This is a genomic window from Gemmata sp. SH-PL17, from assembly GCF_001610855.1.
GTDB classification, from domain to species: domain Bacteria; phylum Planctomycetota; class Planctomycetia; order Gemmatales; family Gemmataceae; genus Gemmata; species Gemmata massiliana.
In genome coordinates, this window is the sequence record NZ_CP011271.1 from 2,480,277 (window position 1) to 2,506,620 (window position 26,344).

22 protein-coding genes are annotated in these 26,344 nt (G+C 62.9%); 12 read left to right on the forward strand and 10 right to left on the reverse strand.

Annotated elements, in window-relative coordinates:
* Positions 1-2 precede the first annotated feature (2 nt).
* From VT84_RS10315 to VT84_RS10325, 3 genes are all read right to left on the reverse strand, one after another.
* Entirely contained in the window at positions 3-1,196 is a 1,194-nt protein-coding gene (locus tag VT84_RS10315; protein ID WP_204249738.1) for a type IV pilus twitching motility protein PilT, read from the reverse strand.
* Between the two features lie 75 nt (positions 1,197-1,271).
* On the reverse strand, positions 1,272-2,054 hold the full coding sequence (gene hisF / locus VT84_RS10320) for an imidazole glycerol phosphate synthase subunit HisF (RefSeq protein WP_082843258.1): 783 nt from the start codon (positions 2,052-2,054) through the stop codon (positions 1,272-1,274).
* A gap of 431 nt (positions 2,055-2,485) precedes the next feature.
* The gene (locus VT84_RS10325; protein WP_204249739.1) at positions 2,486-3,775 is read right to left on the reverse strand and encodes a Gfo/Idh/MocA family protein; all 1,290 of its coding nucleotides are present in this window, start codon (positions 3,773-3,775) and stop codon (positions 2,486-2,488) included.
* Positions 3,776-4,022: 247 nt separating this feature from the next.
* Here VT84_RS10325 and VT84_RS10330 point away from each other — a divergent pair, with 247 nt between their 5' ends.
* The 4 genes from VT84_RS10330 (at position 4,023) to VT84_RS10340 (ending at position 6,637) form a co-directional block, all read left to right on the forward strand.
* Positions 4,023-4,832, forward strand: coding sequence for a DUF6655 family protein (locus VT84_RS10330; protein ID WP_157469397.1), 810 nt, complete (start codon positions 4,023-4,025; stop codon positions 4,830-4,832).
* A 324-nt stretch (positions 4,833-5,156) separates the two neighbouring features.
* Positions 5,157-5,354, forward strand: coding sequence for a hypothetical protein (locus tag VT84_RS10335; protein ID WP_052559861.1), 198 nt, complete (start codon positions 5,157-5,159; stop codon positions 5,352-5,354).
* A gap of 406 nt (positions 5,355-5,760) precedes the next feature.
* Complete coding sequence (locus tag VT84_RS38355) at positions 5,761-5,934, forward strand: hypothetical protein (RefSeq protein ID WP_157469399.1); 174 nt, start codon at positions 5,761-5,763, stop codon at positions 5,932-5,934.
* 7 nt (positions 5,935-5,941) lie between these two features.
* Positions 5,942-6,637: an RsmE family RNA methyltransferase gene (locus VT84_RS10340; RefSeq protein ID WP_052559860.1), complete on the forward strand. Its 696-nt coding sequence runs from the start codon at positions 5,942-5,944 to the stop codon at positions 6,635-6,637.
* Positions 6,638-6,661: 24 nt separating this feature from the next.
* Here the strand turns inward: VT84_RS10340 and VT84_RS10345 are convergent, their stop codons facing one another.
* The 5 genes from VT84_RS10345 to gap form a co-directional block, all read right to left on the reverse strand.
* The gene (locus VT84_RS10345) at positions 6,662-8,026 is read right to left on the reverse strand and encodes an RNA polymerase sigma factor (RefSeq protein ID WP_052559859.1); all 1,365 of its coding nucleotides are present in this window, start codon (positions 8,024-8,026) and stop codon (positions 6,662-6,664) included.
* A gap of 496 nt (positions 8,027-8,522) precedes the next feature.
* Complete coding sequence (locus VT84_RS10350) at positions 8,523-9,416, reverse strand: serine/threonine protein kinase (RefSeq protein ID WP_082839472.1); 894 nt, start codon at positions 9,414-9,416, stop codon at positions 8,523-8,525.
* A 108-nt stretch (positions 9,417-9,524) separates the two neighbouring features.
* The gene (gene accD, locus VT84_RS10355; RefSeq protein ID WP_052559857.1) at positions 9,525-10,343 is read right to left on the reverse strand and encodes an acetyl-CoA carboxylase, carboxyltransferase subunit beta; all 819 of its coding nucleotides are present in this window, start codon (positions 10,341-10,343) and stop codon (positions 9,525-9,527) included.
* A gap of 197 nt (positions 10,344-10,540) precedes the next feature.
* A complete protein-coding gene (locus VT84_RS10360; RefSeq protein WP_082839473.1) occupies positions 10,541-11,746 on the reverse strand; it encodes a phosphoglycerate kinase in 1,206 nt (401 codons plus the stop codon).
* Between the two features lie 131 nt (positions 11,747-11,877).
* The gene (gene gap / locus VT84_RS10365; protein ID WP_082839474.1) at positions 11,878-12,927 is read right to left on the reverse strand and encodes a type I glyceraldehyde-3-phosphate dehydrogenase; all 1,050 of its coding nucleotides are present in this window, start codon (positions 12,925-12,927) and stop codon (positions 11,878-11,880) included.
* A gap of 494 nt (positions 12,928-13,421) precedes the next feature.
* On the opposite strand from gap, the gene VT84_RS10370 reads away from it, so the two are divergent.
* The 6 genes from VT84_RS10370 to VT84_RS10395 all read left to right on the forward strand — a co-directional run bounded on the left by VT84_RS10370 (position 13,422) and on the right by VT84_RS10395 (position 18,070).
* Positions 13,422-13,898 (forward strand): hypothetical protein, encoded by a 477-nt coding sequence (locus tag VT84_RS10370; protein ID WP_082839475.1) that lies wholly within the window; start codon positions 13,422-13,424, stop codon positions 13,896-13,898.
* Between the two features lie 63 nt (positions 13,899-13,961).
* Positions 13,962-14,915, forward strand: coding sequence for a DUF1559 domain-containing protein (locus VT84_RS10375; RefSeq protein ID WP_082843259.1), 954 nt, complete (start codon positions 13,962-13,964; stop codon positions 14,913-14,915).
* Between the two features lie 180 nt (positions 14,916-15,095).
* Positions 15,096-16,085, forward strand: a complete 990-nt coding sequence (locus VT84_RS10380) for a malate dehydrogenase (RefSeq protein WP_082839476.1) — start codon at positions 15,096-15,098, stop codon at positions 16,083-16,085.
* A gap of 110 nt (positions 16,086-16,195) precedes the next feature.
* Positions 16,196-16,843: an alpha/beta fold hydrolase gene (locus VT84_RS10385; protein WP_082839477.1), complete on the forward strand. Its 648-nt coding sequence runs from the start codon at positions 16,196-16,198 to the stop codon at positions 16,841-16,843.
* 2 nt (positions 16,844-16,845) lie between these two features.
* Complete coding sequence (locus VT84_RS10390) at positions 16,846-17,229, forward strand: DUF2237 family protein (protein WP_052559850.1); 384 nt, start codon at positions 16,846-16,848, stop codon at positions 17,227-17,229.
* Between the two features lie 37 nt (positions 17,230-17,266).
* A complete protein-coding gene (locus VT84_RS10395; protein ID WP_052559849.1) occupies positions 17,267-18,070 on the forward strand; it encodes a neutral zinc metallopeptidase in 804 nt (267 codons plus the stop codon).
* Positions 18,071-18,387: 317 nt separating this feature from the next.
* On the opposite strand, the gene VT84_RS10400 is transcribed toward VT84_RS10395, so the two are convergent.
* Entirely contained in the window at positions 18,388-19,737 is a 1,350-nt protein-coding gene (locus VT84_RS10400; RefSeq protein WP_052559848.1) for a DUF1501 domain-containing protein, read from the reverse strand.
* Positions 19,738-20,177: 440 nt separating this feature from the next.
* On the opposite strand from VT84_RS10400, the gene VT84_RS10405 reads away from it, so the two are divergent.
* Together VT84_RS10405 and VT84_RS10410 are read left to right on the forward strand one after the other, a co-directional pair.
* A complete protein-coding gene (locus VT84_RS10405) occupies positions 20,178-21,506 on the forward strand; it encodes an MFS transporter (protein ID WP_082839478.1) in 1,329 nt (442 codons plus the stop codon).
* Positions 21,507-21,926: 420 nt separating this feature from the next.
* On the forward strand, positions 21,927-22,646 hold the full coding sequence (locus VT84_RS10410) for a DUF1264 domain-containing protein (protein WP_082839479.1): 720 nt from the start codon (positions 21,927-21,929) through the stop codon (positions 22,644-22,646).
* 165 nt (positions 22,647-22,811) lie between these two features.
* Here VT84_RS10410 and VT84_RS10415 read toward each other — a convergent pair whose 3' ends face one another.
* The gene (locus tag VT84_RS10415; RefSeq protein ID WP_082839480.1) at positions 22,812-26,258 is read right to left on the reverse strand and encodes a hypothetical protein; all 3,447 of its coding nucleotides are present in this window, start codon (positions 26,256-26,258) and stop codon (positions 22,812-22,814) included.
* Between the last annotated feature and the right edge of the window lie 86 nt (positions 26,259-26,344).

Here is a 26,344-nt window from a genome sequence, read left to right on the forward strand (position 1 = left end):
AACTACACCAGGCCGCTCGCTGCAACCTTGATGCCCTTGAGAGCCATGCGGAGCTGCTCCGGGTTGGGCGAGAACTCCAGTGCGGTCGCCTTGTCGATGCGCCCGCCGAGGCACAGATCCTCGAGGTTCTTGTTGAAGTCCATCATGCCTTCGTTGTAGAACGCGCGAATCGCGTCCAGGAGCTTCGCGTCCTGCGCCTTCAGGATGATGTCGCGGATACTCGGGTTCACGATCATGATCTCGTTCGTCGGCACCCGCTGCACGCCCGGGATGCACGACGGCACCAGCTTCTGCGCCACCACCGCCCGCAGGTTGAACACGAGTGACTGGCGCACCGCCCCGTGTTGGCTCGGCGGGAACAGCCCGAGGATGCGGTCCACCGTGCTATAGGCGTTCGAGGCGTGGATCGTCCCGAACACGACGTGACCCGTTTCCGCCGCGTGGACCGCCGCCTCGAACGTCTCCGAGTCGCGCATTTCGCCCACGAGGATCACGTCCGGGTCTTCGCGGACCGCGTGCTTCAGTGCGGTGTGCCAGTCGCACACGTCCAGGAACACCTCGCGCTGGTTCACGATCGACATCTTGTCCGTGAACACGAACTCGATCGGGTCCTCGATCGTGAGGATGTGAAGCGCTTCGTTCGCGTTCATGTAGTCCAGCATCGACGCGATCGTGGTCGATTTACCGGACCCGGTCACGCCCGCGAGCAGCACCATGCCCTGCTCGAAGTGGCATAGCTTTTCGATCGTGGCCGGCAGCCCGAGTTTCTCGAACGTCGGGATGCTCTGGTTCACGAGCCGCGCGACCATCGCGAACCGCCCGCGCTGCTTCAGCAGGTTCACGCGGTAGCGCGCCTCGTCGTTCCCGATGACGTGCGCGAAGTCGGCCCCGCCGGTGTCTTCGAGAACCTTCTTGTCCTTCTCACGCAAGATCGGGTAGATGAGTTTTTCGAGCGTTTCCTGCGTGAGCACGGGCGTGTTCATCTTCTGAATCACGCCGCGGAGCCGCATCATCCCGGGCAGCCCGGCCTTCAGGTGAAGGTCGGACCCTTTGTGCAGCATCACCGTGCGGAACAACTGATTAATTTGCGGTTCACCGGCCACGGTCGCGGCGACCTTCAGGCCCGGTTCCGGGGAATTGATCGGGATGGGAACGTAGGGCGCCGGAGGGGGCGGAGGCGAAGCGGGTGGGGGCATCGAAGGGAGCTCCTTGGACCTGCAAATGAGAAGGGCATGAGTGAGACGGCGCTCGCCGCCGGGCATTTCGCGCGATCAGGCGCGGGCGATCCGCACCGGCACGCCCCGCGCCGCGAGGTACGCCTTCGTGTCGGGGATCGAGTGCTCGTTGTAGTGGAAGATGCTGGCGGCCAGCGCCGCGTCCGCGCCGGCGTCGAACGCGAGCCGCATGTGCTCCGGGTGCCCGGCGCCGCCACTCGCCACCACCGGCACGTTCACGGCCCGGCTCACGGCTTCGAGCATCGGGAGGTCGTACCCGTTCTTCGTGCCGTCCGCGTCCATTGAGGTGAGCACGATCTCGCCGGCGCCGAGTTCGACCACGCGCCGCGCCCACTCGACCGCGTCCAGGCCGGTCGGCACGCGCCCGCCGTTAATGTGGACCTCGAAGAACATATCGCCCGAACCGTCGGGCCGCGGCCGGCGCTTGGGGTCGATGTTCACGACGGTCGCACAGGTGCCGAACTTGCGGCTCACCTCGGCGATGAGTTCGGGGGTCTTCACCGCGGCGGAGTTCAGGCTGACCTTCTCCGCGCCCGCCTGGATGAGCTGCGTCGCGTCTTCGATGGTCCGGATCCCGCCGCCGACGGTGAACGGCATGAAGATCTGTTCCGCCACGCGGCGGACCATGTCCAGCATGATCGCGCGCCCCTCGTGGCTCGCCGAAATGTCGAGGAACACGAGCTCGTCCGCGCCCTGCTCGTCGTACCGTCGGGCGACCTCGACTGGGTCGCCCGCGTCACGCAGGCCGACGAAATTCGTCCCCTTCACCACGCGCCCGCGATCCACGTCGAGGCAAGGAATGATCCGCTTTGTGAACATCGGGTCCGCGATGGAATCAAGAAAATGAACGGTATTCGCAAAGTTGATCGTACCGGGCGGGCCGGAACTGGTCAATCGGCGCCTGTGGCTCCAGGTTGCGGGTTTCCCAGGGGGCGCCCGGTTGTTCCGGTGGGCGCCTGTTTGTTCCCAGGGTGCGCTCGCTGTGCGATCGACCCTGGGCTGGGTTATGCAACCCCTTCAGGGTAGGCCCACCACACATGCGGGGATCAATCGCACGTGGACATATTCGCCCGCAAGGGCAGGGGCATTTCCAATTATCGGCGCATTTGCGCAACCAAGGCTTGTACCCCAACGGGGTTAGATTCCTCAGCCCAGGGTCGATCGCGCAGCGAGCGCACCCTGGGATCAATCCGCGACCCGCACCCTGGGAATAAACAGGCGCCGCACCCATTTGGTGCTCTCGCCCCAAATCAGCTCAGCGCCCACGGCTTGCGGTACTCTTTCGTGAGCATCGCCGCAGCGTCCTTGTCGCCGACGATCGTTTCCGCCTTCGCGTCCCAGGTGATCTTCCGCCCGGTGCGGATCGCGATGTTTCCCAGGTGGCACACGGTCGCGCTGCGGTGGCCGATCTCCACGTCGCAGATCGGCAACTTGCGGCTCTTGATGCAGTCGAGCCAGTTCTGGTGGTGGTTCGCGCTCACGTACAGTTTCGTGTCGCCGGTCGGCAGTTCGTAGGGCTTCTCGACCTTCTCCCCGTTCATCGTCACGGTGAGCGACCCGCGCTTCACGTAGATCGTCCCCTTCTCGCACTCGAACGTCACGCCACCGGGGTTCCCGCCTTTACCGAGCGTGCAGTGAACCCGAACGCCGTTCGCGTAAGTGAATGTTTGCTTTGCCGTTTCCGGGGTCTCGAACCACTTGTCCGCGTTGAAGGTTGCAGTGCCCTCGATCGTGGTCGGTCCGCTATCGTCCATCCCGAGCGCCCACTGCGTGATATCGAGGTCGTGGGCGCCGAAGTTCGTCTGCTGGCCGCCCGAATAGTCCCAGAAGAACCGGAACAGGTAATGCACGCGGTTCGCGTTGAACGGGCGCTCCGGCGCCGGCCCGAGCCAGCGGTCGTAGTCGAGTGCGGCGGGCGCGAATCCGTCCGGAACCGGCTTCTTCGCGCGGTCTACCCAGTTCGGCCCCGGTAACCCGACCTTCACCTCTTTCACCTTGCCGAGCGCGTTGTTTCGCACCAGCTCGCACGCTTGCCGGAACTCCTTCCCGGAGCGCTGTTGGCTGCCGGTCTGCACGATCCGCTTGTTGTCGCGTGCGGCCTTCACCATCGCGCGCCCCTCGGCCACCACGAGAGTCAGTGGCTTTTCGCAGTACACGTCCTTGCCCGCTTTGCACGAATCAATGGTGACGAGCGCGTGCCAGTGGTCCGGCGTGGTACACAGCACCGCGTCGATGTCCTTGCTCTCCAGGATCTTGCGGTAATCGTCGAACGTCGCGACCTTCGTGTTGCTCTTTTCCAGTTCCTTCGCCGCAGACGCGAGGTGCCCCTTATCCACGTCGCACACCGCAACGACGTTCTTCCGAATCGCCTTCATGTTTCCCGTGCCCTGGTTGCCCACGCCGACACACGCGACGCGGACGACTTCGCTCGGCTTGTCGTCGGCCAGGAGCGCGGACCGGTACGTGAGTGCGGGGAGCGCGAGGAACGTTCCGCCCGCAGCGGACGCCCGAAGGAACGAACGGCGAGTGGCTTGTGACATTGGCAGCTCTCGTTGGGGTGAGGAAATGGCAGGCTCCGACAGTTTACACGGCGCGGGGGCGGTGTGCGGCTGTTTTCCCCGGGACCGCGGGCATCTTGCCCGCTCTTCGCTACCAACATCAGAAGAGCGGGCAAGATGCCCGCGGTCCCGGGGAAAACAAGTGACCTGCTGCCACTCTCATTGGTGGTCTTGAACCGTCCGAGTGCCGCGTTATAGTGCGGCCCCGCTGCTCCTCGGGGACCGTTACTTGACACGACCACAGATCACCGTTCGACGAGCGTCCTGGCTCCTGTTAATCGTGCTAATCGCCGGGTGCGGAACGACCAAAATGACCGACAGCCCCCGCGCCGCGACCGAGATGCTCCTCGTTTCGCAGGCGGTGGATATGGCCGTGGCGAAGATCGACTTCACGCCGCTCAGCGGCCAGCCGGTGTTCCTCGACACCACTTCGCTCGAAAAAGACGTGGTCGACAAGGGGTACGTCATCAGCCTCGTGCGCCAGCAACTCCTCGCCCACGGCGCCCTACTCCAGGAAGAGCGCCCGCGTGCGGTGTACGTTGTTGAACTGCGCGCGGGCGCGCTCGGTACGGACCGGCACAGCGTGATGGTCGGCACGCCCGCGGTGTCGCTCCCGTCCGTCGTCCCGGGGCTGCCGACGAGCATTCCCGAAATCGCGCTGGCGAAGAAGAACGACCAGCGCGGCGTCGCGAAGATCGGGGTGTTCGCTTACAACCGAATTACGGGGCGGGCGGTGTGGCAATCGGGCACCGTGGAAGCGACGAGCCAGATAAAAGACACCTGGTTCTTTGGCGCCGGGCCGTTCACACGCGGTACTATTCGACAGAGGACCGAACTAGCCGGCGAACCGCTCCCCACGTTCCCCACCGATTTGTTCGGCGGGAAGGGTGAAAAGGACGCGCCTCCAGTTTCGGGCGGCACCGCGAAAGAGCAGTTCTTCCCGAACAACGCGGCCCCCGCTCCGCAACTCCCGGCCCCGGCCGCCCTCATGGGTGTAACGGGGGCACCGATCCTGACAAACACACCGCTCTTGCGCTAACCGCCGGATGCGCCCCCGCCCGGGCGCCCGCGTTGTTGCCGCAATAAAGAACTGTTGAACCCGATTCGCGAACTCGGCCGATATTGGACGATGTGTGAAGGAATCGGCGAGTTACTCCTGTAGTACCTCGGGGCGGACGTTTGGGATTCTCGTGTCGCGTTCGGCTCGGCAGGACGTTTGGGTTCTGATACCGAATTCCGGGCCGGATCGGGCGCTCTCGCGGATCATTCCTTTAGTGACGCAAGGACGAGGTCCGTTTTCGTTCTAAGTTTGAACAACTCGGTTCGCTAGCGCCCACCGCGAACCGATTTCGGAGACCACACCATGCAACCACTATCCCCACTGGCTCAAAAAGAACACACCAACCCCAACTGGGAACTGTTGCGTCGACTCGGCTGGTCCGTGGCGAACATTTCCGGTGCGTACTGCGTGGCCTGGCGCGGACGCGACGAGGTCGTATTCGAGTGGCGCAGCGACGGCTGGCACCGACTCGGCGGGACCGGCGCGCCGGAAGAAGTGTAACGAAACGGCAACCGTTACTGAACATTAACGCGCGGGACGCACTTGGCCCCGCGCGTTTTTGAGTTCCGGGGCCGGATGCTGCGTTGAAAGCTTGTGTTTTGTCCGTGGCGCAGGCCTCTGGCCTGTGAGTGGTTTCACAGGCCAGAGGCCTGTGCCACCAAACCAAAAGCCACGCGCCAATTCAACACAGAGATCAGACTCAGCGCTTTTGGTGACGCGCGAACACAGGTCCGGGTTTGTTGGGATCTATGCTTGACCGACGTGTAGCGATCGGGTAGTTTCTACCAATTGCCCCATTTCGCCGTCGCTCGGTTTTACACTCGCTCCCGATTCGGTTCCACTCGCACGCTACTGCTGACCGAATCGTCAAGCCGGGCACACACTCTCCTTCTTTGGGAGGCAGCTCGTGAATCTCGACAACCGTGAACCGATGGCCGCCGAATCCTACGCCACGTTCTGGGAACCGATCATGGTGGACCCACCACAACCGGCGCTCGGGCGCGACCCGAAGGACGCATACCAAGACTTCGTAAACGTGACGGAGGACGTCCACGTCACGCTCCACGTCGAGCAGATCTGAGTCGCCCGTGGCCGACCGCTTTTTCACGCCCGATCTACTGGGACCGGGCGAATACGTTTTGACCGGTCCCGAAGCACATCACCTCTCTGCCGTCCGCCGGTTCGCGGAGGGTGATGAGGTCGTTTTGTTCAACGGCGACGGCCACGAGTACCCCGCGCAGGTTCTCAGCGCCGGAAAGAAAACGGTCGTCCTCTCGGTTCTTGCGCCGGTCGTTGCGGACCGTGAACTCGGCTTCCCGCTCGTGGTCGCGTCCGCGCTACCCAAGAGTGATCGCGCTGATTTCCTGATCGAGAAATTGACGGAACTCGGTGCCACGCGATTCGTTCCGCTCCTGACTACCCGCGCCGTCGTTCAACCGAAGGCGTCGGTCGTGGAGAAGTTCGAGCGCGCGGTGGTCGAAGCGAGTAAACAGTGCGGGCGCAATCGGCTCATGCTCATCGACCCGCCGCAAAAGTGGGACGACTTCGTTGCCCGCACGGACCTCCCCGGTCCGCGGGTAGTGCTCCACACAGGCCCCGGCCTCGTACACGTGGGTTCGCGTGGCGGAACGATTGCGGTCGGCCCGGAGGGGGGATTCACGCCAGCCGAAGTGGACCGCGCTCGTGAGAACGGTTGGCTGGTGTTGAGCTTGGGCACGCGGATTCTGCGCGTAGAAACGGCCGCAATTGCGGCCGCCACCCTTCTTGGCGAACGGCCTGTGTGAGTCGGCGGCGTTTGCTCAGTGATCTCACTTCTTTTGATCGTGTCGGGCAAGTTCGATTTCGGTGTCGATGCGGGCGGATCGTCCTTCGTCAGCGACGAAGATGGAAGGGTTTTCTATGTGTAGCAATTCGACCCGCTTTCTAACAGCCACTTTCAAAACGAGCCACGGGCGCCGCAATTCGGCCGTGGGGTAAATTTCAAAGGCAATCGCTTGAGCCTCTGTCATTAAACGCGACAGGGCGCCGCAATTTCGAGACAGATTCTCGCGAAAGCCAAAAAATGCATTTGGATTCGTTCTTATATCTGGCGATTTTGTGTTTTCGACATAGTTCGTGGCGTCCGTTAGTTTTTGTAATGTTCTCTTTGACTTCATTTTGAGTAGTTTTCGCAGTGGGGTGTCACCGACAAAAATCGGTTCGACATGTTTCTGCTCGAAGTCCGTGAGGAACTGACTGGTGATTGCCGGAATCCCCGGATACGCACTGGGAGTGGAACCTTCGACCCATTTCGGATCGCGAGTTGTCTTTGGATCGGGTTCGGGTTTATCGTCGTCCTGCTCCGGTGCAACAGCGACGGCCGGCGCGTTCGGGCGCTCGGCAGCAAACACGACTCCGAGACCGACGGCTCCGAGGAATCCAACTGCGAGAAGGGTCGCAACTTTCATTTTTGCGGCGTGCATACTCAGGAGCACTCCTTCGGTGAGGTGAGAAACGAGCGTGGGTGCGGCGATCGCGCCGGTCCCGATCCCGATTGCGGCTTGAACGATTCGCGACGGAACGGCGCACGCCACAAAAAGCACGGGAGCGACGAATCCGCGTCGCGCGAGTCGGGCACGAAGCATGGCATGCGCGCGACTGAGCCGTCCCGACACGCTCCCGACGGGCCAGCCCAATACTTTCGCGGCCTCGGAGTGCGTGTGACCTTCGAGATCGCACAGAACCACGGGTAGCCGGTAGCGCTCCGGGAACTGAGCGAGTTCCTCGTGGACGGCCGCTGCGAACTCATCTCGCTCCAGGCGCTCGCCGAGCACGGGGCCGGGAGCGATCGTTTCATCGAAGTTGGCTTCTACTGTCGGTCGGCGCCGGGTTCGTAACCGCCGAGCCGTATTTGCAGCGACGCGGTGCAGCCACCCGCCCGCACACGTTCCGCGCACCGTTGCCGCGCGCCGCGTGAGTATCAGGAACGTAGCCTGGAACGCATCGGCCGCGTCCGCCTCGTTCCCCAACACGCGCAAACACGCATTCCACACCGTATCGGCGTGGCGTCGAACCAGTAACTCGAACGCATCCGCGTCGCCACTCGCGACGTACTTGCGCAGCAACTCCGCATCGGAGGTAACGTCTCCGGAAGGAGCCGCGGCGCTGAGGAGCCGAAGGAAGCGCGGGGGCATTGGGACGCTCGGATCGAGTAACCTGAACCCGTCACCATACTGAGCCAAAAACTCGCCGACCTCATACGCGGAAAATGCAAAATACGGGTGCTTGCTTCGGACGAGTGCTTGCTTCACTCCGGTTGATCGCGCGCCGACATGAGTTCCGAATCTGCTTGATTTTGTTCTTTTGTTCACTTGGTGTGCGTATAATGGGGTGCCAATACTCGGCCGCACGCGATCTTCTCCTGATGAGGAGGAGGGCGTCCACGAACGGAATACGGCCGTGGGTCGCAGAATGTTAGCGTTTGTTAGCCGGCGGAAGGGTGCGAAATGGAGTAGTCGTGTGAATAAGTCGTTGCTGCTTCCGATTTTATGGTGAATTCTGCTACGTGAAGGGGCGTTTCGGGGCCGGAATGTTAACAAATGTGACTGCGGATCAGTGCATTGACCGACCGACGAACCGCTCCTTGCCGTCGCGGGGCGTCAGCCGGTTACGATGATCCCGGAGCCTACTTTAGTAGTCCTGCTTCTCGAGTCGCGCGAGCGCGTCCTTGAAAGCGTTGGCGCTGGGGTATCGGTCGGCCGGCTCGCGTGAGATGGACTTCAGGAGGATCGACGAGAGTCGCTCGTCGACCTGTGGGTTCAGATCCTTGGCCTCGCGAGGGGCGGTGTTGAGCCGGCGCCGGAACGTTTCCTCACTCGACGGCGACCGCTCCCAAGGCAACTGGCCGGTGAAGACTTCGTAAGCCGTTACGCCCAAAGCGAATAGGTCCACGCGGTGGTCGGTGGCCTTGCGCTTGATGATCTCCGGCGCGAGGATGTCCGGTGTGCCTGTGCGGTTCCCGCTCACGCAGAATGCCGGCGTGTACGGGACGGTGAGGCCGAAGTCGATGAGCTTCAGCGTGCCCTCTTTGTCCACCATCACGTTGCGCGGGCACAGGTCGCGGTGGAGCCACTTGCTGTCGTGCATGTACTGGAGGGCGTTGCAGAGCTGGCTCAGAAAGTTGATGCGGTTGCCGGCCAGTTGCGGGGCGCGGGTCTCGATGAGGTAGTTCAACCCCAACCCCTCGACCCACTCCATCACCAGGTACGGTTCGCCGTCGGTGGTGACACCGAACTCGTAGGTGCGCACGATGTTGTCGTGCTTGAGGGCTTCGCAGATTTCGCCCTCGCTCGGCTTCTTCAGCCCGACGAACCGCTCCTCGAACTTCTTGGTTTTGACTTTGTCGAGGAGTTTGAGACAGACGTTGCGCCCGAGTTCGCGGTCGTAGGCGCGGAACACTTTGGACATGCTTCCCTGTCCGGTGCGCCCGCCCAACTCGAACCGCTTCGCGACGTTGGCCCTTTTCAGCCCCTTTTTGGAGCCACCGCTTTTGCCTTTGCCGAACAGGAAGTCGAGCAGACCCACGACGAACCCCCGGAGGCGGCACGGAACGCAGAGCGCGGGCGAAGTGCCGGAAAACCGTCCGGCGGACGTGTTTAATTGTAACTCCGCGCCCGGAGCTCCGCACCCGCGCTACCTGATCTGGCAGTAGTCTACAATGCGGGCGACCTCGGTGCGCAGATCCTTGCGGTGAACGATCCGGTCCACGAACCCGTGCTTCAGGAGGAACTCGCTCGTCTGGAAGTTCTCCGGTAGTTCGACCCGCACCGTGTTCGAGATGACCCGGCGCCCGGCGAACCCGACCAGCGCGCCCGGTTCGGCGAGTGTAATGTCGCCCTGGAACGCCCAGCTCGCGGCGACGCCGCCCATCGTCGGGTTCGTCAGGATGCAGACGTAAAGCCCGCCGGCGGAATCGTACCGGCCGAGCGCCGCGGAGATCTTCGCCATCTGCATGAGGGACACGATCCCCTCTTGCATCCGGGCGCCGCCGCCGGAGCCGCTCACAAAGATCAGCGGCAGCTTGAGTTCCGTCGCGCGCTCGGCGGCGCGGGTCAGCTTCTCGCCGACCACGCTGCCCATGCTCCCGGCCATGAACGCGAAGTCAGTGATCCCGAGAACGACCGGGCGCCCGCGGATGAAGCCCTTACCGGTCACGGCCGCGTCGGGCATGCCGGTCTTCTTCTGCTCGTCGACGAGGCGCTCGTGGTACGGGATGCGGTCCACGAAGTTGAGCGGGTCGCACGGGCGCAGGTCCGTGTCCCACTCCTCGAAGGTGCCCTCGTCGAGCAGTTGCGCGACGCGGTCCTTCGCGGGCATGGTGAAGTGGTGGTCGCAATCCGGGCACACGTGGTGCCGGGCCACGACTTCCTTCTTGTACACCGTGGTTTTGCAGTTCGTACACCGGATCCACAGACCTTCCGGTACGCCCCGCTTCGGCCGCTCCGTCGCCATGCGCTCCACTCCACATTCCCCCAGCGGTGACGTATTTTGAACCCGAAGGTGGCACCAATGCAAGTCCGAAGGCGACCGACTGGCGCGAAGACCAGGAGGTTTTGACAGGATTACCAGGATTAACGAGATTGAGGTCCGGCCGGATTCTCTATCTTGTTGATCTTGTGAATCTTATCAAAACCTCCAAGCCGCTTTCCTTACTTATCGTCGATTTGCGCCAGACTCTGGAACTTCTTACCTTCAACGTAGGCGAGGAAGGCGCCGCCGCCGGTCGAGACGTGGGTCATCTTCTCGGCGAACCCGAACTGCTCGGCAGCTTCGGCCGTTTCGCCCCCACCCACCACAGTGACGCCCGCGCTCGCGGCCATCGCCTCGGCGATGTACTGCGTGCCACGTGCGAACGCGGTCTGCTCGAACCACCCCAGCGGGCCGTTCCAAATGATCGTGGCGGAGTCCTTGATTTGCGCCTTGTAGTGCTCGATCGTTTTGGGGCCGATGTCCACGCCCTCGAAGCCCGCGGGGATCGGCCCTTCGCACACCTGAGTCTGGAGCAGGTCGTCGCTCTTCGCGGCGACGTAATCGACCGGAAGCGTGATCTTCTTGCCGACGTGCGCGAGCAGCGGCTTGGCCGCTTCGATTTCTTCGTCGCCCACGCGGGTCGCGCCGACGTCTACGCCCTGGGCCTTGAGGAACGTGTACGTCATCTTCCCGCCGATGAGCAGGTGATCGACTTTTGCCAGGAGCGTGTTAATGAAGGCGATTTTGTCGGAGACTTTCGCCCCGCCCATGATGCCGAGCACCGGGCGCTTCGGCTCGGTCATCAGGCCGTCGATGATCTCGAGTTCCTTCGCGACGAGCAACCCGATCGCGCGCGGTTTGCCCGCGGCCTTCAGGTTCGCCGGGAGGCCCACCATCGACGTGTCTTTGTCGTTCTGGCAGGTGCCGAAGGCGTCGTTCACGTAGGCGTCACCGAGGGCCGCGAGCGCGGCCGCGAACTCGGGATCGTTCTTCTGCTCGCGCGGGTCGAACCGCAGGTTTTCGAGCAGCAGCACCCCGCCGGGCTTGAGCGCGGCGGCCGCGGCCGTGACCGCCGGCCCGACTACGTCGTTCGCGGCCTTTGTCACCGGTACGGCGAGGAGCTCGCTGAACTTCGCGGCGACCTTGTCCATCGTGAGGTTCTTGCGCTCCTCCGGCGTCGCCTTTTCCGGGCGCCCGAGGTGGCTCATCGCGATCACGCTCGCGCCGGCGTCGAGGAGGTGCTTGATGGTCGGCAGCGCGGCCCGGATGCGCCGGTCGTTCTTCACGGCCCCGGTCTTCTTGTCGAGCGGGACGTTGAAGTCCACGCGCACGAGCACCTTCTTGCCCTTCAGGTCGCCGAGGTCGTTCAGGGTCTTCTTGGCCACGGATCAAAACCTCAGAAAAGAAGAGTGCCGCGGATGAACGCAGATAACACGGATCAAACACGATTCAAGAATATGAACTGTTCTGATCCGCGTTATCTGCGTTCATCCGCGGCTGATTTTCCGGTCCCGTATTACGCTTTGGAGATCATGTGCTTGAGCAGGTCCACGCAGCGGTTGCTGTAGCCCCACTCGTTGTCGTACCACGAAACCAGCTTGAAGAACTTGTTGTTCAGCTCCATACTGCTGCCGGCGTCGAAAATGCTGCTGGCCGGGTCGTGGATGAAGTCCGACGAGACGACGTCGTCGGCGGTGTACACGAGAACGCCCTTGAGGTACGTCTCGCTCGCGCGCTTCATCGCGTCACTGATCTCCTGGCAGCTCGTCGCCTTCGTAGTTTTGACCGTGAGGTCGACCACGGAGACGGTCGGCGTGGGCACGCGGAACGACATGCCGGTGAGCTTGCCCTTCACCTCCGGGCACACGAGGCCGACGGCCCGGGCCGCGCCGGTGGTGCTCGGGATGATGTTCACGGCCGCGGCGCGCCCGCCCTTCCAGTCCTTCTTCCCGCCGGGACCGTCCACGGTCTTCTGGGTCGCGGTGTAGGAGTGGACGGTCGTCATCAGCCCCTCTTCGATCCCGAACCCCTCCTTGAGGAGCACGTGAACGAGCGGCGCGAGGCAGTTGGTGGTGCAGCTCGCGTTGGAGACGATGTTGTGCTTGGCGGCGTCGTACTTGTCGTGGTTGACGCCCATCACGATCGTGATGTCTTCTTCCTGGGCCGGGGCCGAGATGATGACCTTCTTCGCGCCCGCGGTGATGTGCCCGCGCGCTTTGGCGGCCGCGGTCCACAGCCCGGTGCTCTCGATCACGTACTCGACGCCCAGATCCTTCCAGGGGATCTGTTCGGGCGTGGCTCGCAGGCCCAGCGACTTGATCTCGTGCCCGTTCACGACGAGGGTGTCGTCCTCGGCCGCGCCCGCGGACTTCTTGCTGGACACTTCCGCGGCGAACCGGCCCTGGGTCGAATCGTACTTGAGCAGGTACGCGAGGTTGTCCGCCGGCACGAGGTCGTTGACCGCGACCACGTCCACTTGTTTGCCCAACAGCCCCTGATCGACCAGCGCGCGAAACACGAGCCGCCCGATGCGCCCGAACCCGTTGATCCCGACCTTTACGGCCATCTCAGTTGTCTCCCGGTTTACAAGTTTGCCCGGCGCTCGGTGCGGCATGGCGAGCCGCAGTGCCGGAGTCCGCGTTCACTAGTTACGGTATGGCTCGGCCGGGACGATTCCAGTGCCGCGCGGAGTTGTCGGGCGCGGGCACGCAGACGGGTCAGTGCGTGGGATTATTTGGTCTTACTATTTGGAATGTGTGAATTTGTAAATGATTGCGTGATTTGTAGCGACTGGTCTCTTATGAATTGGATGTACTGTTAGCCCATCTGTGAAGCACAGATGGGGTTCCTTGTCCACGATTTGGCCCAGGCGGGCAGATAGCACTGGCACGTGAAATTATTTGAACGTATTATTCATCCAATCTCCACGCACAGTTGTGGGGCGATTCGTAGCATCAAGTCTCTCAGGTCATGGTACGCTGTCAATTGATCTGTGCTGCGCAGTGGGTCCGCCCTGCCCACGATCTTTCGTATTTGTTCTTACCAAACTACGGAGGGGGTATGGTCACCCGCGTTCTGTTAGCGGCAATCTTGGGAGTGGTGAGCGCGTGCGCCACCGGGTGCGGTGACTCCGGGCCGAAATTGTATTCGGTGAAGGGCAAGGTCAGCGTCGACGGTAAGCCGGCGAGCGACGCGACCGTGTTCTTTCACCGCAAGGGACGCGAAAATCCGAACGAACCGGTGCCTTACGGCAAGTGTGCTCCGGATGGTTCCTTCGCTCTGACGACGAGCAAAGAGGGAGACGGGGCGCAGGCAGGCGAGTACGTCGTGACCGTCGTGTGGCCGGATATGAGCAAGGCCCCGGACGGGAACGGCGGGCGCCCCGACTTGCTCCGCGGAGCTTACGACAAGGCCGCCAAATCCGCGATCAAGGCCACGGTCGAAGCGAAGGATAACCAAGTGCCAGAAATCACTCTGACCATACCGAAGGCGCCGGCCCCGAAGGAACCCACCGGCGGTATCAAGACGGACAAATAGTCCGACCGCATCCGATTCTGTTCTTGTTACTCCGATCCTTATTTCTGAATTCGAGGACTCACCATGCGCGCGTCTCGCTCGATCCGTACCGGTTTCACACTCATCGAACTACTCGTGGTGATCGCGATCATCGCGATCCTGATCGGGTTGTTGTTGCCCGCGGTTCAAAAGGTCCGGGCCGCGGCCGCCCGGATGTCGTGCAGCAACAATATGAAGCAACTCGCTTTGGCCGCACACAACTTTGAATCTGCCAACAGCGCGTTCCCCCCGATGACAACGGACAGCAGCTACACCAAGGCGCCGAACCACTACTGCCTCACGTTCATTCTGCCGTACATCGAGCAGGGGAACTTGGCCAATCAGATCAACATCCAAGTGGACGGGTACGCGGTCAGCAACTTCATGGCGTTCACCCAACCGGTGAAGACGTTCATGTGCCCGGCCGCGCCGCTCGAACCGACTATCGTCTACAACACCCCCTCGGGCAAGTACGCGACCCTGCCCAGCGGGGTCACGCAGATCCGTATGGGTCGGACGGACTATGCAGTGGCGTCCGGCGCGGGCGGCACGTGGGTGAGCCAGAGCATTGGGACGCAGGCGATCCCCATGAACGTGCCCGGCATCCTCGAGTACAACAAAACGATCGCGCTCACCGCGGTGACTGACGGGACCAGCAACACGATCCTGTTCGTCGAGGACGCCGGGCGCCCGTTCCGGTACGGCCGTGGCGGAGCGAAGGTCGGCGCCGACCGCGACGGGAACGGTGCCGCTGGCGGGTGGGGCGACCAGGACAGTTGGTTCGGGATCAACGGCGCGGACCCGGCCGCCGGCACGCAAGGGTCCGGCCCCGCGGCCGTTAACGGGTCGAGCGACAACGAGATCTACGGGTTCCACACTGGCGGCGCACACGCCGCAATGGGTGACGGCTCGGTGCGGTTCCTGAAAGACTCCACGACGCTGGCTATCATTGCCGCGCTCCACAGTCGCGCGGGCGGGGAAGTGCTGCCGAACGACTGATTCTGCCCCTATTGGTTGTTGGGCAAAATCTAATGATCGGGTCGCCGGTTCATCCGGCGACCCGATTTCGTTTCTGCGGCTCGCATCTCGGTCCCGCTCTTGTTTGGGGCTGTCACCGGCGTAGATCAACACAATTACCTCACCCGGTGGCCCGTTGAGCCGCCGTTCGGAGTACACCCAATGTCGAAGGTCGTTCGTGTGGCCGTGACCGGTGCGGCCGGTCGGGTTTCCAGTAGCCTCATTGTTCGGCTCGCGTCCGGTGAAGTGTTCGGGCCGGAAACGAAAGTCATTCTCCAGTTGCTCGAACTGCCGGTCGCGCTGAAGAACCTTGAAGGCGCGATGTACGAACTGCAGGACTGCGGGTTCTCGACGCTCAAGGACGTCATCATCACCGACGACGCGAACGTCGCGTTCAAAGACTGCAACTACGCGCTGCTCGTCGGCGCCGCACCGCGTGGTCCGGGCGAACAGCGCAAGGATCTCATTCGCAAGAACGGTCCGATCTTCGTGGGGCAGGGGCAGGCGATCGCGAAGAACGCGGCCAGCGACGTGCGCATTCTTGTGGTCGGCAATCCGTGTAACACGAACTGCCTGATCGCCTACAAGAACGGGCGAGACGTCCCCGCGGACCGCTGGCACGCGATGACCCGGCTCGATCACAACCGCGCCGTGTCTGCGCTGGCAGCGAAGGCCGGCGTGACCAACGACGCGGTGACCTGCGTGACGATTTGGGGTAACCACTCGAACACGCAGTACCCGGACTTCACCAACGCGAAGATCGGCGGCCAACCCGCGACGAGCGTCATCACCGACCGCGCGTGGCTCGAAACCACGTTCGTCCCGAACACCCAGGACCGCGGAAAGTTCATCATCGACACGACGAAGGTGTCGTCGTCGTTCTCGGCCGCGAACGGGGCCATCGACCACATCAAGACCCTCGTTCGCGGTACCGCAGCGGGTGATTGGACCAGCGCCGCTGTCGTCTCGAAGGGTGAGTACGGTGTGCCCGCGGGCTTGGTGTTCGGCTACCCCTGCACGGCGAGCGGCGACAACAACTGGAAGGTCGTTGAGGGCGTGAAACTCGACGCATTCGGCCAGGAGAAGTTCAAGAAGACACTGGACGAACTGCTGCAGGAACAAGAAGTGGTGAAGGATTTGCTCCCGTCCTAACGCATCGGGGAATGTTCAAACCCGAAGCACGACATTTGAAACTCGAACGGGAAGGGCGCCCTTCCCGTTCGAGTTTCAAATGTCGTGCTTCGGGTCTCGAATTGACTCCCATGCAAATGCTCCTCGTCCACGGTCTTGGGCGCACGCCACTATCGCTCTTCGGGTTGGCCGCCGCTCTGCGACGCGCCGGGCACCACACGCGATTCTTCGGCTACCTTCCCACTCTCGAAACACTTCCGCGAATCGTTCGTCGGCTTACAGCTCGGTTGCGCGCTTTGGCAGTGCGAGGGGAATCGGTTGGTCTCGTCGGGCATTCGCTCGGCGGGTTGTTGCTGCGCATGGCGCTGCCCGCGGTGCCGGAGTTGAAGGTTCATCACTTCGTGATGCTCGGTACTCCTGCGTTCGTGCCGCGAATGGCCACACTCACGTGGCGCTGGTTTCCGCCCTTTCGCTTCTACACGCGCGACTGCGGGCGGTTCCTGGGGTCACCGGAGGCGTTCGCGAAACTCCCCGAATTCGCGGTGCCGTTCACGTTGATCGCCGGGACCGCTGGTCCGTGCGGGCGCTGGAGCCCGTTCGGTACGGACCCGAACGACGGGGTGGTATCGGTCTCGGAAACTCGCGTAGCCGGCGTCGAACCGGAACTCGTTCCGGCCGTTCACACGCTCATCATGGACTCGGTTGTCGTTCAAGCCCGGATCTTGGCTATCATGGGAAGTACGAGCGCGAATGCTCGCCCCCTCGTTCCGGGAACTTAGCCATGCCGTCCAACGCGAAGAACGTCCTCGGTGGTCCCCTACAAACGTGTTCCACGAACCCGCTCACCGGGTTCTACCGCGACGGGTGCTGTAACACCGGCGCGGAGGACGAGGGACTGCACACGATTTGCTGCCAGGTCACGGCCGAGTTCCTCGCGCACCAGAAGCAAATCGGCAACGACTTGAGCACGCCGTTTCCGGTGTACGGGTTCCCCGGGTTGCGGCCCGGCGACCGGTGGTGCGTGTGCATCACGCGGTGGAAGCAATCGCTCGAAGCGGGGATGGCCTGCCCGGTCGTTCTCGAAGCGACTCACATGCACGCGCTGGAGTACGTCGATCTGGAAGAACTGCAACGGCACGCCGTTAGCATCGAACGGAAAACCTGAAGCCGCGCGCTTCCAAACCCTTCGAGAGACCCAGCCAATGCAACTCGACGACGCCCCGGAAAGTAGCAACGTCACTGATAGTCGCGGGATGGGCGGGAAACTGGCCATCGGTGGAGTAGGTGGCATTCTCGTCGTCATTCTTGGGTTGGTTTTCGGAGTCGACCTCGGGGGACTCCGACCGGCCGCTGGACCTGGCGGACCGCCAGACAAAGAAACTCTTACGTTTACCCAAAAGGTGCTCGGTACCACAGAAGACGTGTGGGATAGCGAGTTCCACAAGATGGGGAAACGCTACAAGAAGCCGCACCTAGAATTGTTCAGCAACAGCGTCGATACGGGATGCGGTCGGGCGCCGTCGTCGGTCGGGCCGTTCTACTGCCCCGCGGATCAGAAGGTCTACATCGACCCGACATTCTTCGAGGAACTGGAGCAGCGGCTCGGTGGCTCCAAAGCGGACTTCTCGAAGGCATACGTGATCGCACACGAGGTCGGGCACCACGTCCAGCGCCTGTTGGGGTACCACGCGGAGCCCAACGACAACGACGCTTCTGTGCGCCTCGAACTTCAGGCGGATTACCTCGCCGGGGTATGGGCGCACCACGGGCAGAAGAAGTTCAACTTCATCGAGCCCGGCGATGTGGACGCCGCGATCAAGACGGCCAACGCGATCGGCGACGACCGGCTCCAGAAGCGCTCGGGCGGGTTCGTTCACCCGGAGAAGTTCACGCACGGCACGTCCGCGCAGCGCGTGAAGTGGTTCAAGGATGGGCTGAAGACCGGCGACGCGAGCAAAGAGAAGCTCGACCAGTTCTTCCGGGCGCGGTCGTCGAAGGATCTGTAAGTCGCTGGTGATCAAAATCGAAAGACACAATCCGCCACAGATGAACGCAGATTAAGACCAAAGGCAGATTGGCCACAAAAAAGCACAAAGGGCACAAAAGCGAGCCAAATACAAAGCTGAATTAATTTTCGGATCTTTGCTCTGGTTCTCTTTGTGCCTTTTGTGCTTTTTTGTGGCCAATTTGCCTTTGCTTATCTCTTGTCTTGATCCGTGTTATCTGCGTTCATCCGCGGCGGATTGCGTTCCTCCCACTTCCAAAAACAGAAACGGCCGGGGAATCGATTCCCCGGCCGTCTCACGTTACTGTGTAACTTCACTTAGCTGACGAGGTCTTTGATCCAGTAGGAGCCGGTCTTCTCGTTCGGCTTCTCGCCGGCCACGTAGTACGGGCGACCGAGGTTGTCGCGGACGCTGGCGTTGGTTTCCGGCGTCGGATCGATGCCCAGGGCGCGGTAGATCGTGCCGTAGACGTCCGTGATGCTTGTCGGGTTATCAGTGGCCGCGGTGCCGTCCTTGTCGGTCGCACCGTGGACAACGCCGCCCTTGATGTTACCGCCACCGACGACCACGCTCCACGCACGCGGGTAGTGGTCGCGCCCGCCGTTCTGGTTGATACGCGGGGTGCGCCCGAAGTCGCCCATCCATACCACCACGGTGTCTTTCAGCCGGCCGCGTTGGGCCAGGTCTTTCATCAAGGTGCCCATACCCTTGTCGAGCGTCGGGAGCGTGCGGGTCGCAAGGGCGTTGAAGATGCCGTTGTGCATGTCCCAACCGCCGAGGCTTACCTCGACGCAGGCCACACCCGCTTCGACCAATTTGCGGGCCAGGAGGCATCCGCGGCCGAAGTTGTTGGCGCCCGTGCCGGCTGCACCGTACTCTTCCTTCAACTTCGTGTCGATCGTCTTGCCGTCGATTTCCTTTTCGAGGTTGAACACTTCCTTGCGGGTTGAGACGACGAGGCTGAGGGCCTTTTCGTAAACTTCTTTGTGGGCCTGAGCTGCGTCCATCACCGGCTTCTTGTCGGAGTGCTGGACGAGCCCGCCTTCGAGCCGCTCGAAGATCGCGGCGCGGCGAACTGTCCGGTCGTCGGCAACGGCGGAGGACACGTTTTCCGGCGGTTGGCCCGGGTTCTGCACCGTGAACGGGGCGTACTTCATACCGAGGAAGCCGGACCCGACTTGAGAGCCGCCCACGGAGATGAAGGCCGGGATGTCCGCGTTCTTGGCGGCTTCCGGATCGAGGTTCTGTTGGAACGAGAGGACCGAACCGATCGAGGGGTAGTCGAGGATCGGGCTGCGCTGCTTGCCCGTGTTCATGATGAACGTGCCGCGTGCGTGGTCGCCTTCCAGCGAGTTCAGCGAGCGGATGATGGACAGGTTCTTGAACTGCTCGGCCACCTTCGGCATGTGTTCGGTGATTTCGATGCCGCTGGCCGCAGTGGGCTTGGGCTTGTGCTCGCCCCCGTTCGGGCTACCCGGCTTCATGTCCCACAGGTCGATTGTCGAAGGGCCGCCGCCCATCCACAGGACGATGAGGCTCTTTTGTTTCTTTTTGAGTTCCGGAGCGCGGGCCTTGAGGTTGGCAAGGAACGAGAGGCCGGGAACGGCGACGGCAGCACCGGCCGCCGCGTGTGCCATGAAGTGCCGACGATCGGTGGTCCCGAACATGAATCGACTCCGAATTGTGCCGGTGGATTGGGTCCGGCGGGTGTGAAGAACGAGTGTATCCTGAAAGTTCGGCCCGTTCAAGCAGTTAGGAGTGATCGACGGGTGCCGCGAGCCGCTTCTTACCTTCTGACGCGGGGCCGTCCTCGGAGTTCCCGAACCCAACACGAAAAACTCCAAATTCGCGCATTCGGGACATCAACGCACCGAAACGGACGTTTCCAGTCCGACGGTCTATTCGCACATTCGTGAGAGCTAAACCTATCGTTCGCTGTCATTTGCGATTTGGTCGGTGACAAACAAGGGCTTTTTTCGTGTCGGCATCGCCAAATTCGTTTGTGAAGTGATTATCGCGCGAGCCTGTGGGGGGCACAAAACGTCCCTGTAATTCGTTCTCCCGTTTCTGGTATTCGTGTGTACCGCCTGCCACTTGGAGAAGCTTGATGGCCGTACCGATAGAAGCCGGCTCGCAACCCCTACCGACCGCGAAAATTACGCGGGCCGAATGGGGCTTGATTCTCGTTCTGGTCGCGATCCAGTTCACGCACATGGTGGACTTCGTCATCATCATGCCGCTCGGCGGCCGGTTGATGCGAGAATTGTCTCTCACGGAAGGGCAGTTCGCACACATTGTCTCGGCCTACGCATGGGCCGCTGGAGTTGCGAGTTTGCTTGCGAGTTTCGTGATGGACCGGTTCGACCGTAAATCCGTTCTGCTCACGATGTACGCCGGGTTCACTTTGAGCACGCTATTCTGCGGGTTCGCCGCGGGGTACGAGTTGCTGCTGGTCTCGCGCACACTCGCGGGCGCGTTCGGTGGGACGGCCGCGGTCGCGCTGATGGCCGTGATCGGTGATGTGTTCCCGCCGGAGAAGCGCGGGCGCGCGAGTGGGGCGGTGATTTCATCGTTCGCGGTCGCATCGATCGCGGGGCTTCCGGCCGGGCTCATGCTCGCGGAGTGGTTCGGGCGCGGGGCGCCCTTTGTTGCATTGGCGGGGCTGAGTGTCCTTGTGTGGGTACTGGCGTGGGTGAAGTTGCCACCAATTCGTGGGCACTTGACCGCCGAGCGCCCGAACCGCTGGGCCGAATTCGCGGAAGTCGTGAGCAACCGTGGGTACCTCGGTGCGTTTGCGTTCTCGTTTTTCTTGGTGCTCGGTACGTTCACGGTCGCGTCATTTATAGGACCGTATTTGACGGCTGTTAACGACTGGACCGAAGGACAACTCTCGCAAATTTACTTCGTGGCGGGCGTTTGCACGCTCCTCGGTATGACTGTCGTCGGTCGACTCGCGGACCGGCTCCCGCGCCTCGGGTTGTTCCGCGTTCTGGGGAGTGCGGCGTTGGTGATGGCGCTTGTGGTGACAAACTTACCGCCAGGCCCGCTCTGGGTGGCGGTGATCGTGATGAGCGGGTTCATGGTGGCCGCGGCCGGACGAATGGTGCCGGTTCAAGCACTGCTGTTAGGAGTTGCCAAGCCGAAGAACCGTGGTGCGTTCATGAGCGTGAATACGTCCGTGCAACACGCGGCGACGGGGCTGGCGCCGCTCATCGCGGGGGCGCTTGTGACGATCAAGCCCGGAGTCGCCATTGGGTATCCGAATGTTGGTTGGGTCGCAGCGGGTACGGCGGCCATTTCGCTGGTACTCGCCGGGGTGTTGAAACCCGCGCGGGCGGATAAGTCACCGCTCGATGCGGTCAATTCGGTGGAACCAGCGTCGAGGGCTATCGCGCCTGTTGCAGCGGAAGAAACAGTGGTCGAGGTTGCGGGGTAGAATTGCGACCTGCCGCACACGAACCTGGGGCACTGGTTGGTAGGGAGATGTTTCTTCTTACAGGTGCTCCAGGTTCGTGTGTTAGGTAGAACCGGCAGATCGCTGTTCGGACGGAAACGGTAAAATTGCCGATCGCGGTGACCCGGTTGTCGGCACTGACAAAACCAGGGAAACTGCGTTTGCAGGGGCTTTCACTTTTGCACATTGCACATCAGTTTAGTTAAACATCACCGCGCTACCGATAATTCACTGGCAACCGCCCCGGACACGCGATAACAATTTCGACACCGCTCCTTCGTACCGCAATTCGCGCTGCCGTTGCGCCCGAGGTGCGCGGGGTTCGGACTTCTCCCACGACGGCCGCACGGGGCGTTGCCGTCCTTCGGTTCCATTGCTCCCTACTACCCCAAGAGTGCGTTTATGGATCGTCGCGAGTTGTTCGGTGCGCTGACCGCGTTGGGCGCGGTTCCCGTGTGCGGTGCGGTTGCGGAAGCGAGTACGAGGGCCGACCACGGTGCGAAGGGCGAGGGACCGATGTCCGCGCCGCACTTCCACTTCTGCGGCATCCACATGGCGAAGAACAACCCCAAGCTCCAGTTCGTCACGCAGCACTACTGCGCCGCGCACACGGGCGGGGCGGAAGGGGACGTGTTCCAATGCACGCTGTTCGATGGTGTGGGTAAGAACGCGAAACTCATTGGTGTCGAGTATCTCATCTCGGACGAGGCGTACCGCAAACTACCGGACACCGAGAAGAAATACTGGCACGCGCACACCTACGAAGTCCTCGGCGGCGGGCTGATTGCACCGGGCATGTCGCCCGAGGACGAGGTGAAGTTCATGAAGGTCGTCATCAAGACGTGGGGGAAAGCGTGGCACACGTGGCCCGATCCGTCCAGCCCGGTGCCGACCGGCGAACCTCTCCTCATCTGGTCGCTCATGGGTGACGGTCAAGCGGACCCCAAGGTCGTGGCTCAGCGCGACAAAGAGTTTAAGGTTGAAACGGACAAGATCCGTGAGGCGCGCATCAAGGAGTTCGGTCTCGATGTGCCGAACGTCGCGCCGCCGAAGGACATGAACACCATCGGTCGGCAGTGGACCAACGAGGGCAAGGACGAGCCGAAGCCCAAGAAAAACTGACGGCGCCAAACGTCCGGAGCGAGATCGTTCGGGGTGAGCGTCCCGTCTGAAGTGGCCGGGCGGGTCTCCGCCAACGAGAGGTGGTTCAACTGGTCAGGTCGGAAGAAGCAGCCAAGAACCGCCGAACGAAGGGCATGGAGTTCACCCGCCCGGCTGTTCAGAGATTCAAACCAATTCACTTTCGCGCAACAGCGCGGTCATGTCGCGATGGATGCGCCGGCGGATGAGGAACTCGTCCTCGTCGAGCCACGCGCGAACCGCGGCACCAAGTGTGAATTCGTCCGTTACGACCGAACGCACCACGGTGTCGATGAGGCGCAGCGGTTGGAGCGTGAAGTAACAGTTCGTGGACCCGCCCACGGTGACGCGATCGAGGCGCTGGAACAGTTCTTCGAGGCGCCCGAGCGCGATCCCCGCGGGCGCGAACCCGAGCGCCTCCGCGTAGGCCAGTGCGACCGCGGTGCGCTCCTGTCGGTCGTTCGGTGCCGCCAGGAACAGTTGCTCCCGGGCCGTGTTCAGAATGCGGTTCCCGGCCTCTTCATCGCCGGCCGTGAACCACCCGATCGCCAGCCCGACCCGGTCCGCTCTTACCGGTTCCTTTCCCCACTCCGCGCGGGCCGGGTCCAAAACGCGCATGAGTGCGTCGGCGTCCGCCACTAGCCCGAACTTGCGCGCGGCGCGGAATGCTCGTGGGGCTGCTGCGGTAGCGGCGGTGAGTAAGTGACCGCTTGCGGCTCCACGCGCCAAGTGGCGGAGTAGGGTACTCGCGACCGCGGTCGGCGCAACCGCGAACGCGGAATCGAGCATCGACTTCTGATACCGCGCTACGGTCGCGTCCCGTTCGTCCTCGCGCCAGCGGCCCGCGCGCACCCACGCTTCCATCCAATCGAGGGCCGTGGGGACGAGTGAGAGGAGCGAATCGAGCACGGGCGGGTCCAGGTGTGCTGCGAATTCTAAGAGTGCGAACGCAATGCGCGGGACGGTCGCGGTGGTCGGCTCCTCGGTCGCTACGGTGAGCAGCGCCCGAGCCTCGTCGTTGAGTTGAGCCGTGCCGGTGCGCGAGCCAAATACCGATAAGCGCTCCCCGAGCCGGTCCGTACCCCAAAGTGTTTTCAGTGCCAGCGCCGATCCGCGCACCCCGCCGAGGGGTTCCAGAATGCGGCAGTGCTCGCGCAGTCGGTCGACGGCGTAACGCGGGAGTTCGGGAAGCTTTTCCAAGCGTTCTTGGAGTTCATGGGGGAGTCCCGATTTGGGCGTCCCGCCTTCGTGAGCGTCCTTAATTCGGTGGAGGAACAGGTCGCCGAGCAGTGCATGTGCGGCCGGGTCCGCGCGCGGACCACTTGCCCGTGCCAGAGCCTTTCGCGCGCGGGCGGACCAGTCCCGCGCGCGGGCGCGCTCGCCCAGCGCTCCCAATCCCCAGGCCAGAAGAAGTTGCGCGTACACCGCGGTCGCGTCTGTTTCGGCTTCCAGACCGGTCCACGCGAACCGGCCCCCGCCGGTGTGTCGTTGCACCCAGGCCAGTACCGGTTCCTTTACGCGAGTGAGCCATTCGCGGGCCGTTTTGAACCGGTCCGCGTTGGCCGGGCCGCGGAAGCGCAGAAACGAAGGCTCGTCCAGATCCAACCCCGGTCCGCGGTCGTGGAGCCGTGCGACGAGTCGGTCGCGCCAGCGCGCCAGACCCAGTACGTCGCCGTCACACGAACGCGCCACCGCGATTCGGGCCAACCACGCTCCGCGAACGGGGATATCGTCGAAGTGCTGGTCCAAAACTGCGAGCACGCGGGGGAGAGCGGCGACGAACTCGGCCGGCGGAGTCGGTTGGAACCCCGCGCTCGCCGCGAGTGCCGCGACCACGCGCCCGGTGCCGGGGCGCCCGGGTTCGGCGAGCCATCGGTCCAACCCGACCGTGCGGTCGCCGCGCCTCACCGTGTGGCACTCTGCTTCGGCCCACTGTTCGAGCCACTCCGTCGGAGGGACAGTGCATTCCCAGACCGCGTTCACCCAACACACGGCCGCGTCGAGTGACTGGCCGGTCGCGCCGTACACGCCAGCGAGTTCCGCCCAGCGCGCGGCGCGTTCGTCTGGTCCGAGTTTCGGAAAATCCTTGAGCAACCGACTTTCCAGGTCGTGGCGTCGGGCCGCGCGATCGTGTCCGTGCAGCAGTGCGTCCGCTGAGCTGAGTTTCCGTTCGCGCTCGCCGCTCGGGTCGCTGGATGGGGGCTTTGGGTTCTCCGGTCGGACGGAGGCGATTCGAGACCCGGGCGTTGAGGGTTTCGTCTCATCCGGTGGGTGGATCGCTCGCCCGCGCAGCCACCGGACCATTATCCCGACCGATTTTGAGACCCAACTTGGTTCGGGTTCGGCGGGCAGGGCGGTGTGTTCGTCCGTTAACTCTTCGATCTCCGGTTCCGGCTCAGCGGCCGGATCGACCCGGAGCGCGAATTTCGCAAACGGGAACGGGTCCGCTGGGATCCGCAGTGCCGAGAGTGCGGTGCCAGTGGGGGCCGCGTACTCGACGTGTTCGCTCACCGGGCGAAAGGTCGCAAACGGGACCGAGTGGACCGCGAACTCGTTGTGCGGGAGCGGTTCGAGCCACGTCAGATTTTCGGTGCAGAGTTGCAGTTCGCGCGCGAGTTCCGTGGCGCGCACCCGTGGGCGCAGTGCGAAGCCCACGGGTGCGAATAGCGAAGGTATTCGCAGATCCACGCGGTATCCGCCGGTTGGTACAGGTAAACCGACCCCGGTGTCGTCGTTGGCCGTGCGGCGCACGAGCACGCGAGTTTCGCTTCCGAGATGAGCGGTCGCAACTTGGAACCTGCGCAATAAGCGCTCGTCCGCGTTGCGACAGAACTCGCGGAAGCTTTCCTGCTCCGGTCGAGCGAGTACCCAAAGAGATTCGGTCGTGTGCTCGTCGCACCGCGCGAGCCGGAATCGTACTTCGACTCGCGGGGATCGTTTCGGTGGCGCGGCGACGTGTGCCTTGTGTCGGAGTGCAAATTCGTCTTCGGTCGGGAGCGGTACGGGCGCTGCGAACTCGGTCGCGCCGCGCTCGGGATCGCACAGGAGAACACAACCGATTGGGACCGTAAGGTGTCCCGCGAGCGGGTGCTCCCAGCCGCGCGCGGTCCATACGCCGGGTGCCTGTTGGCGGTACGCGCGGACCGGCGATTCCGGCTCTTCGGCCCAAAGTAGAACGGTGAGTGGCGGTGCGGGGACTACTACCCAGGCGCGACCGATGTGTGGTTCGGGGAGCAAGCGGACACCGGTCGTCTCCGCGTGGAGGCTACGAAGGCGCGCGACAAATGCTGCGAGTTGTCTATCGGGAACGTCGAACAGAACCGGACCGGGGCCGGGTGACACTTTTCGGAGCGGGAGCAGTTCGGCCCAGGAGCGGTTCGTTTGTGTCGGGGCGCCGGGAGTACCGAGTGCGATTACACCAAGGCGCCCGAGCGCGGTGATGGTTTCGCGCGGTAGCAGTTCGTCCAGTTCGACCCAGACATGCGGTGCATCCACCCGGGACCGGACCGGCGCCGATGTGAGCGCGGTCGGCAACAGCCCGCTGGCGAGAGCGAGCCGGAGGGTGTCCAGGTTCGGGAAGAACAGTGCGGGCATGACCGAAGTGTAGTGCGCCGCACGCGGGAATGGACAATGGTTCTTTGGTGAACCCCGCCCGCCCTGGCGGTGGGTGCCATTTTTGG

Bases quoted from the DNA above. Each gene is read 5' to 3' on its own strand.
- VT84_RS10315 (WP_204249738.1), bottom strand. From the start codon at position 1,196: ATGCCCCCACCCGCTTCGCCTCCGCCCCCTCCGGCGCCCTACGTTCCC.
- hisF (WP_082843258.1), bottom strand. From the start codon at position 2,054: ATGTTCACAAAGCGGATCATTCCTTGCCTCGACGTGGATCGCGGGCGC.
- VT84_RS10325 (WP_204249739.1), bottom strand. From the start codon at position 3,775: ATGTCACAAGCCACTCGCCGTTCGTTCCTTCGGGCGTCCGCTGCGGGC.
- VT84_RS10335 (WP_052559861.1), top strand. From the start codon at position 5,157: ATGCAACCACTATCCCCACTGGCTCAAAAAGAACACACCAACCCCAAC.
- VT84_RS10345 (WP_052559859.1), bottom strand. From the start codon at position 8,026: ATGCCCCCGCGCTTCCTTCGGCTCCTCAGCGCCGCGGCTCCTTCCGGA.
- accD (WP_052559857.1), bottom strand. From the start codon at position 10,343: ATGGCGACGGAGCGGCCGAAGCGGGGCGTACCGGAAGGTCTGTGGATC.
- gap (WP_082839474.1), bottom strand. From the start codon at position 12,927: ATGGCCGTAAAGGTCGGGATCAACGGGTTCGGGCGCATCGGGCGGCTC.
- VT84_RS10370 (WP_082839475.1), top strand. From the start codon at position 13,422: ATGGTCACCCGCGTTCTGTTAGCGGCAATCTTGGGAGTGGTGAGCGCG.
- VT84_RS10375 (WP_082843259.1), top strand. From the start codon at position 13,962: ATGCGCGCGTCTCGCTCGATCCGTACCGGTTTCACACTCATCGAACTA.
- VT84_RS10380 (WP_082839476.1), top strand. From the start codon at position 15,096: ATGTCGAAGGTCGTTCGTGTGGCCGTGACCGGTGCGGCCGGTCGGGTT.
- VT84_RS10385 (WP_082839477.1), top strand. From the start codon at position 16,196: ATGCAAATGCTCCTCGTCCACGGTCTTGGGCGCACGCCACTATCGCTC.
- VT84_RS10390 (WP_052559850.1), top strand. From the start codon at position 16,846: ATGCCGTCCAACGCGAAGAACGTCCTCGGTGGTCCCCTACAAACGTGT.
- VT84_RS10395 (WP_052559849.1), top strand. From the start codon at position 17,267: ATGCAACTCGACGACGCCCCGGAAAGTAGCAACGTCACTGATAGTCGC.
- VT84_RS10400 (WP_052559848.1), bottom strand. From the start codon at position 19,737: ATGTTCGGGACCACCGATCGTCGGCACTTCATGGCACACGCGGCGGCC.
- VT84_RS10405 (WP_082839478.1), top strand. From the start codon at position 20,178: ATGGCCGTACCGATAGAAGCCGGCTCGCAACCCCTACCGACCGCGAAA.
- VT84_RS10410 (WP_082839479.1), top strand. From the start codon at position 21,927: ATGGATCGTCGCGAGTTGTTCGGTGCGCTGACCGCGTTGGGCGCGGTT.
- VT84_RS10415 (WP_082839480.1), bottom strand. From the start codon at position 26,258: ATGCCCGCACTGTTCTTCCCGAACCTGGACACCCTCCGGCTCGCTCTC.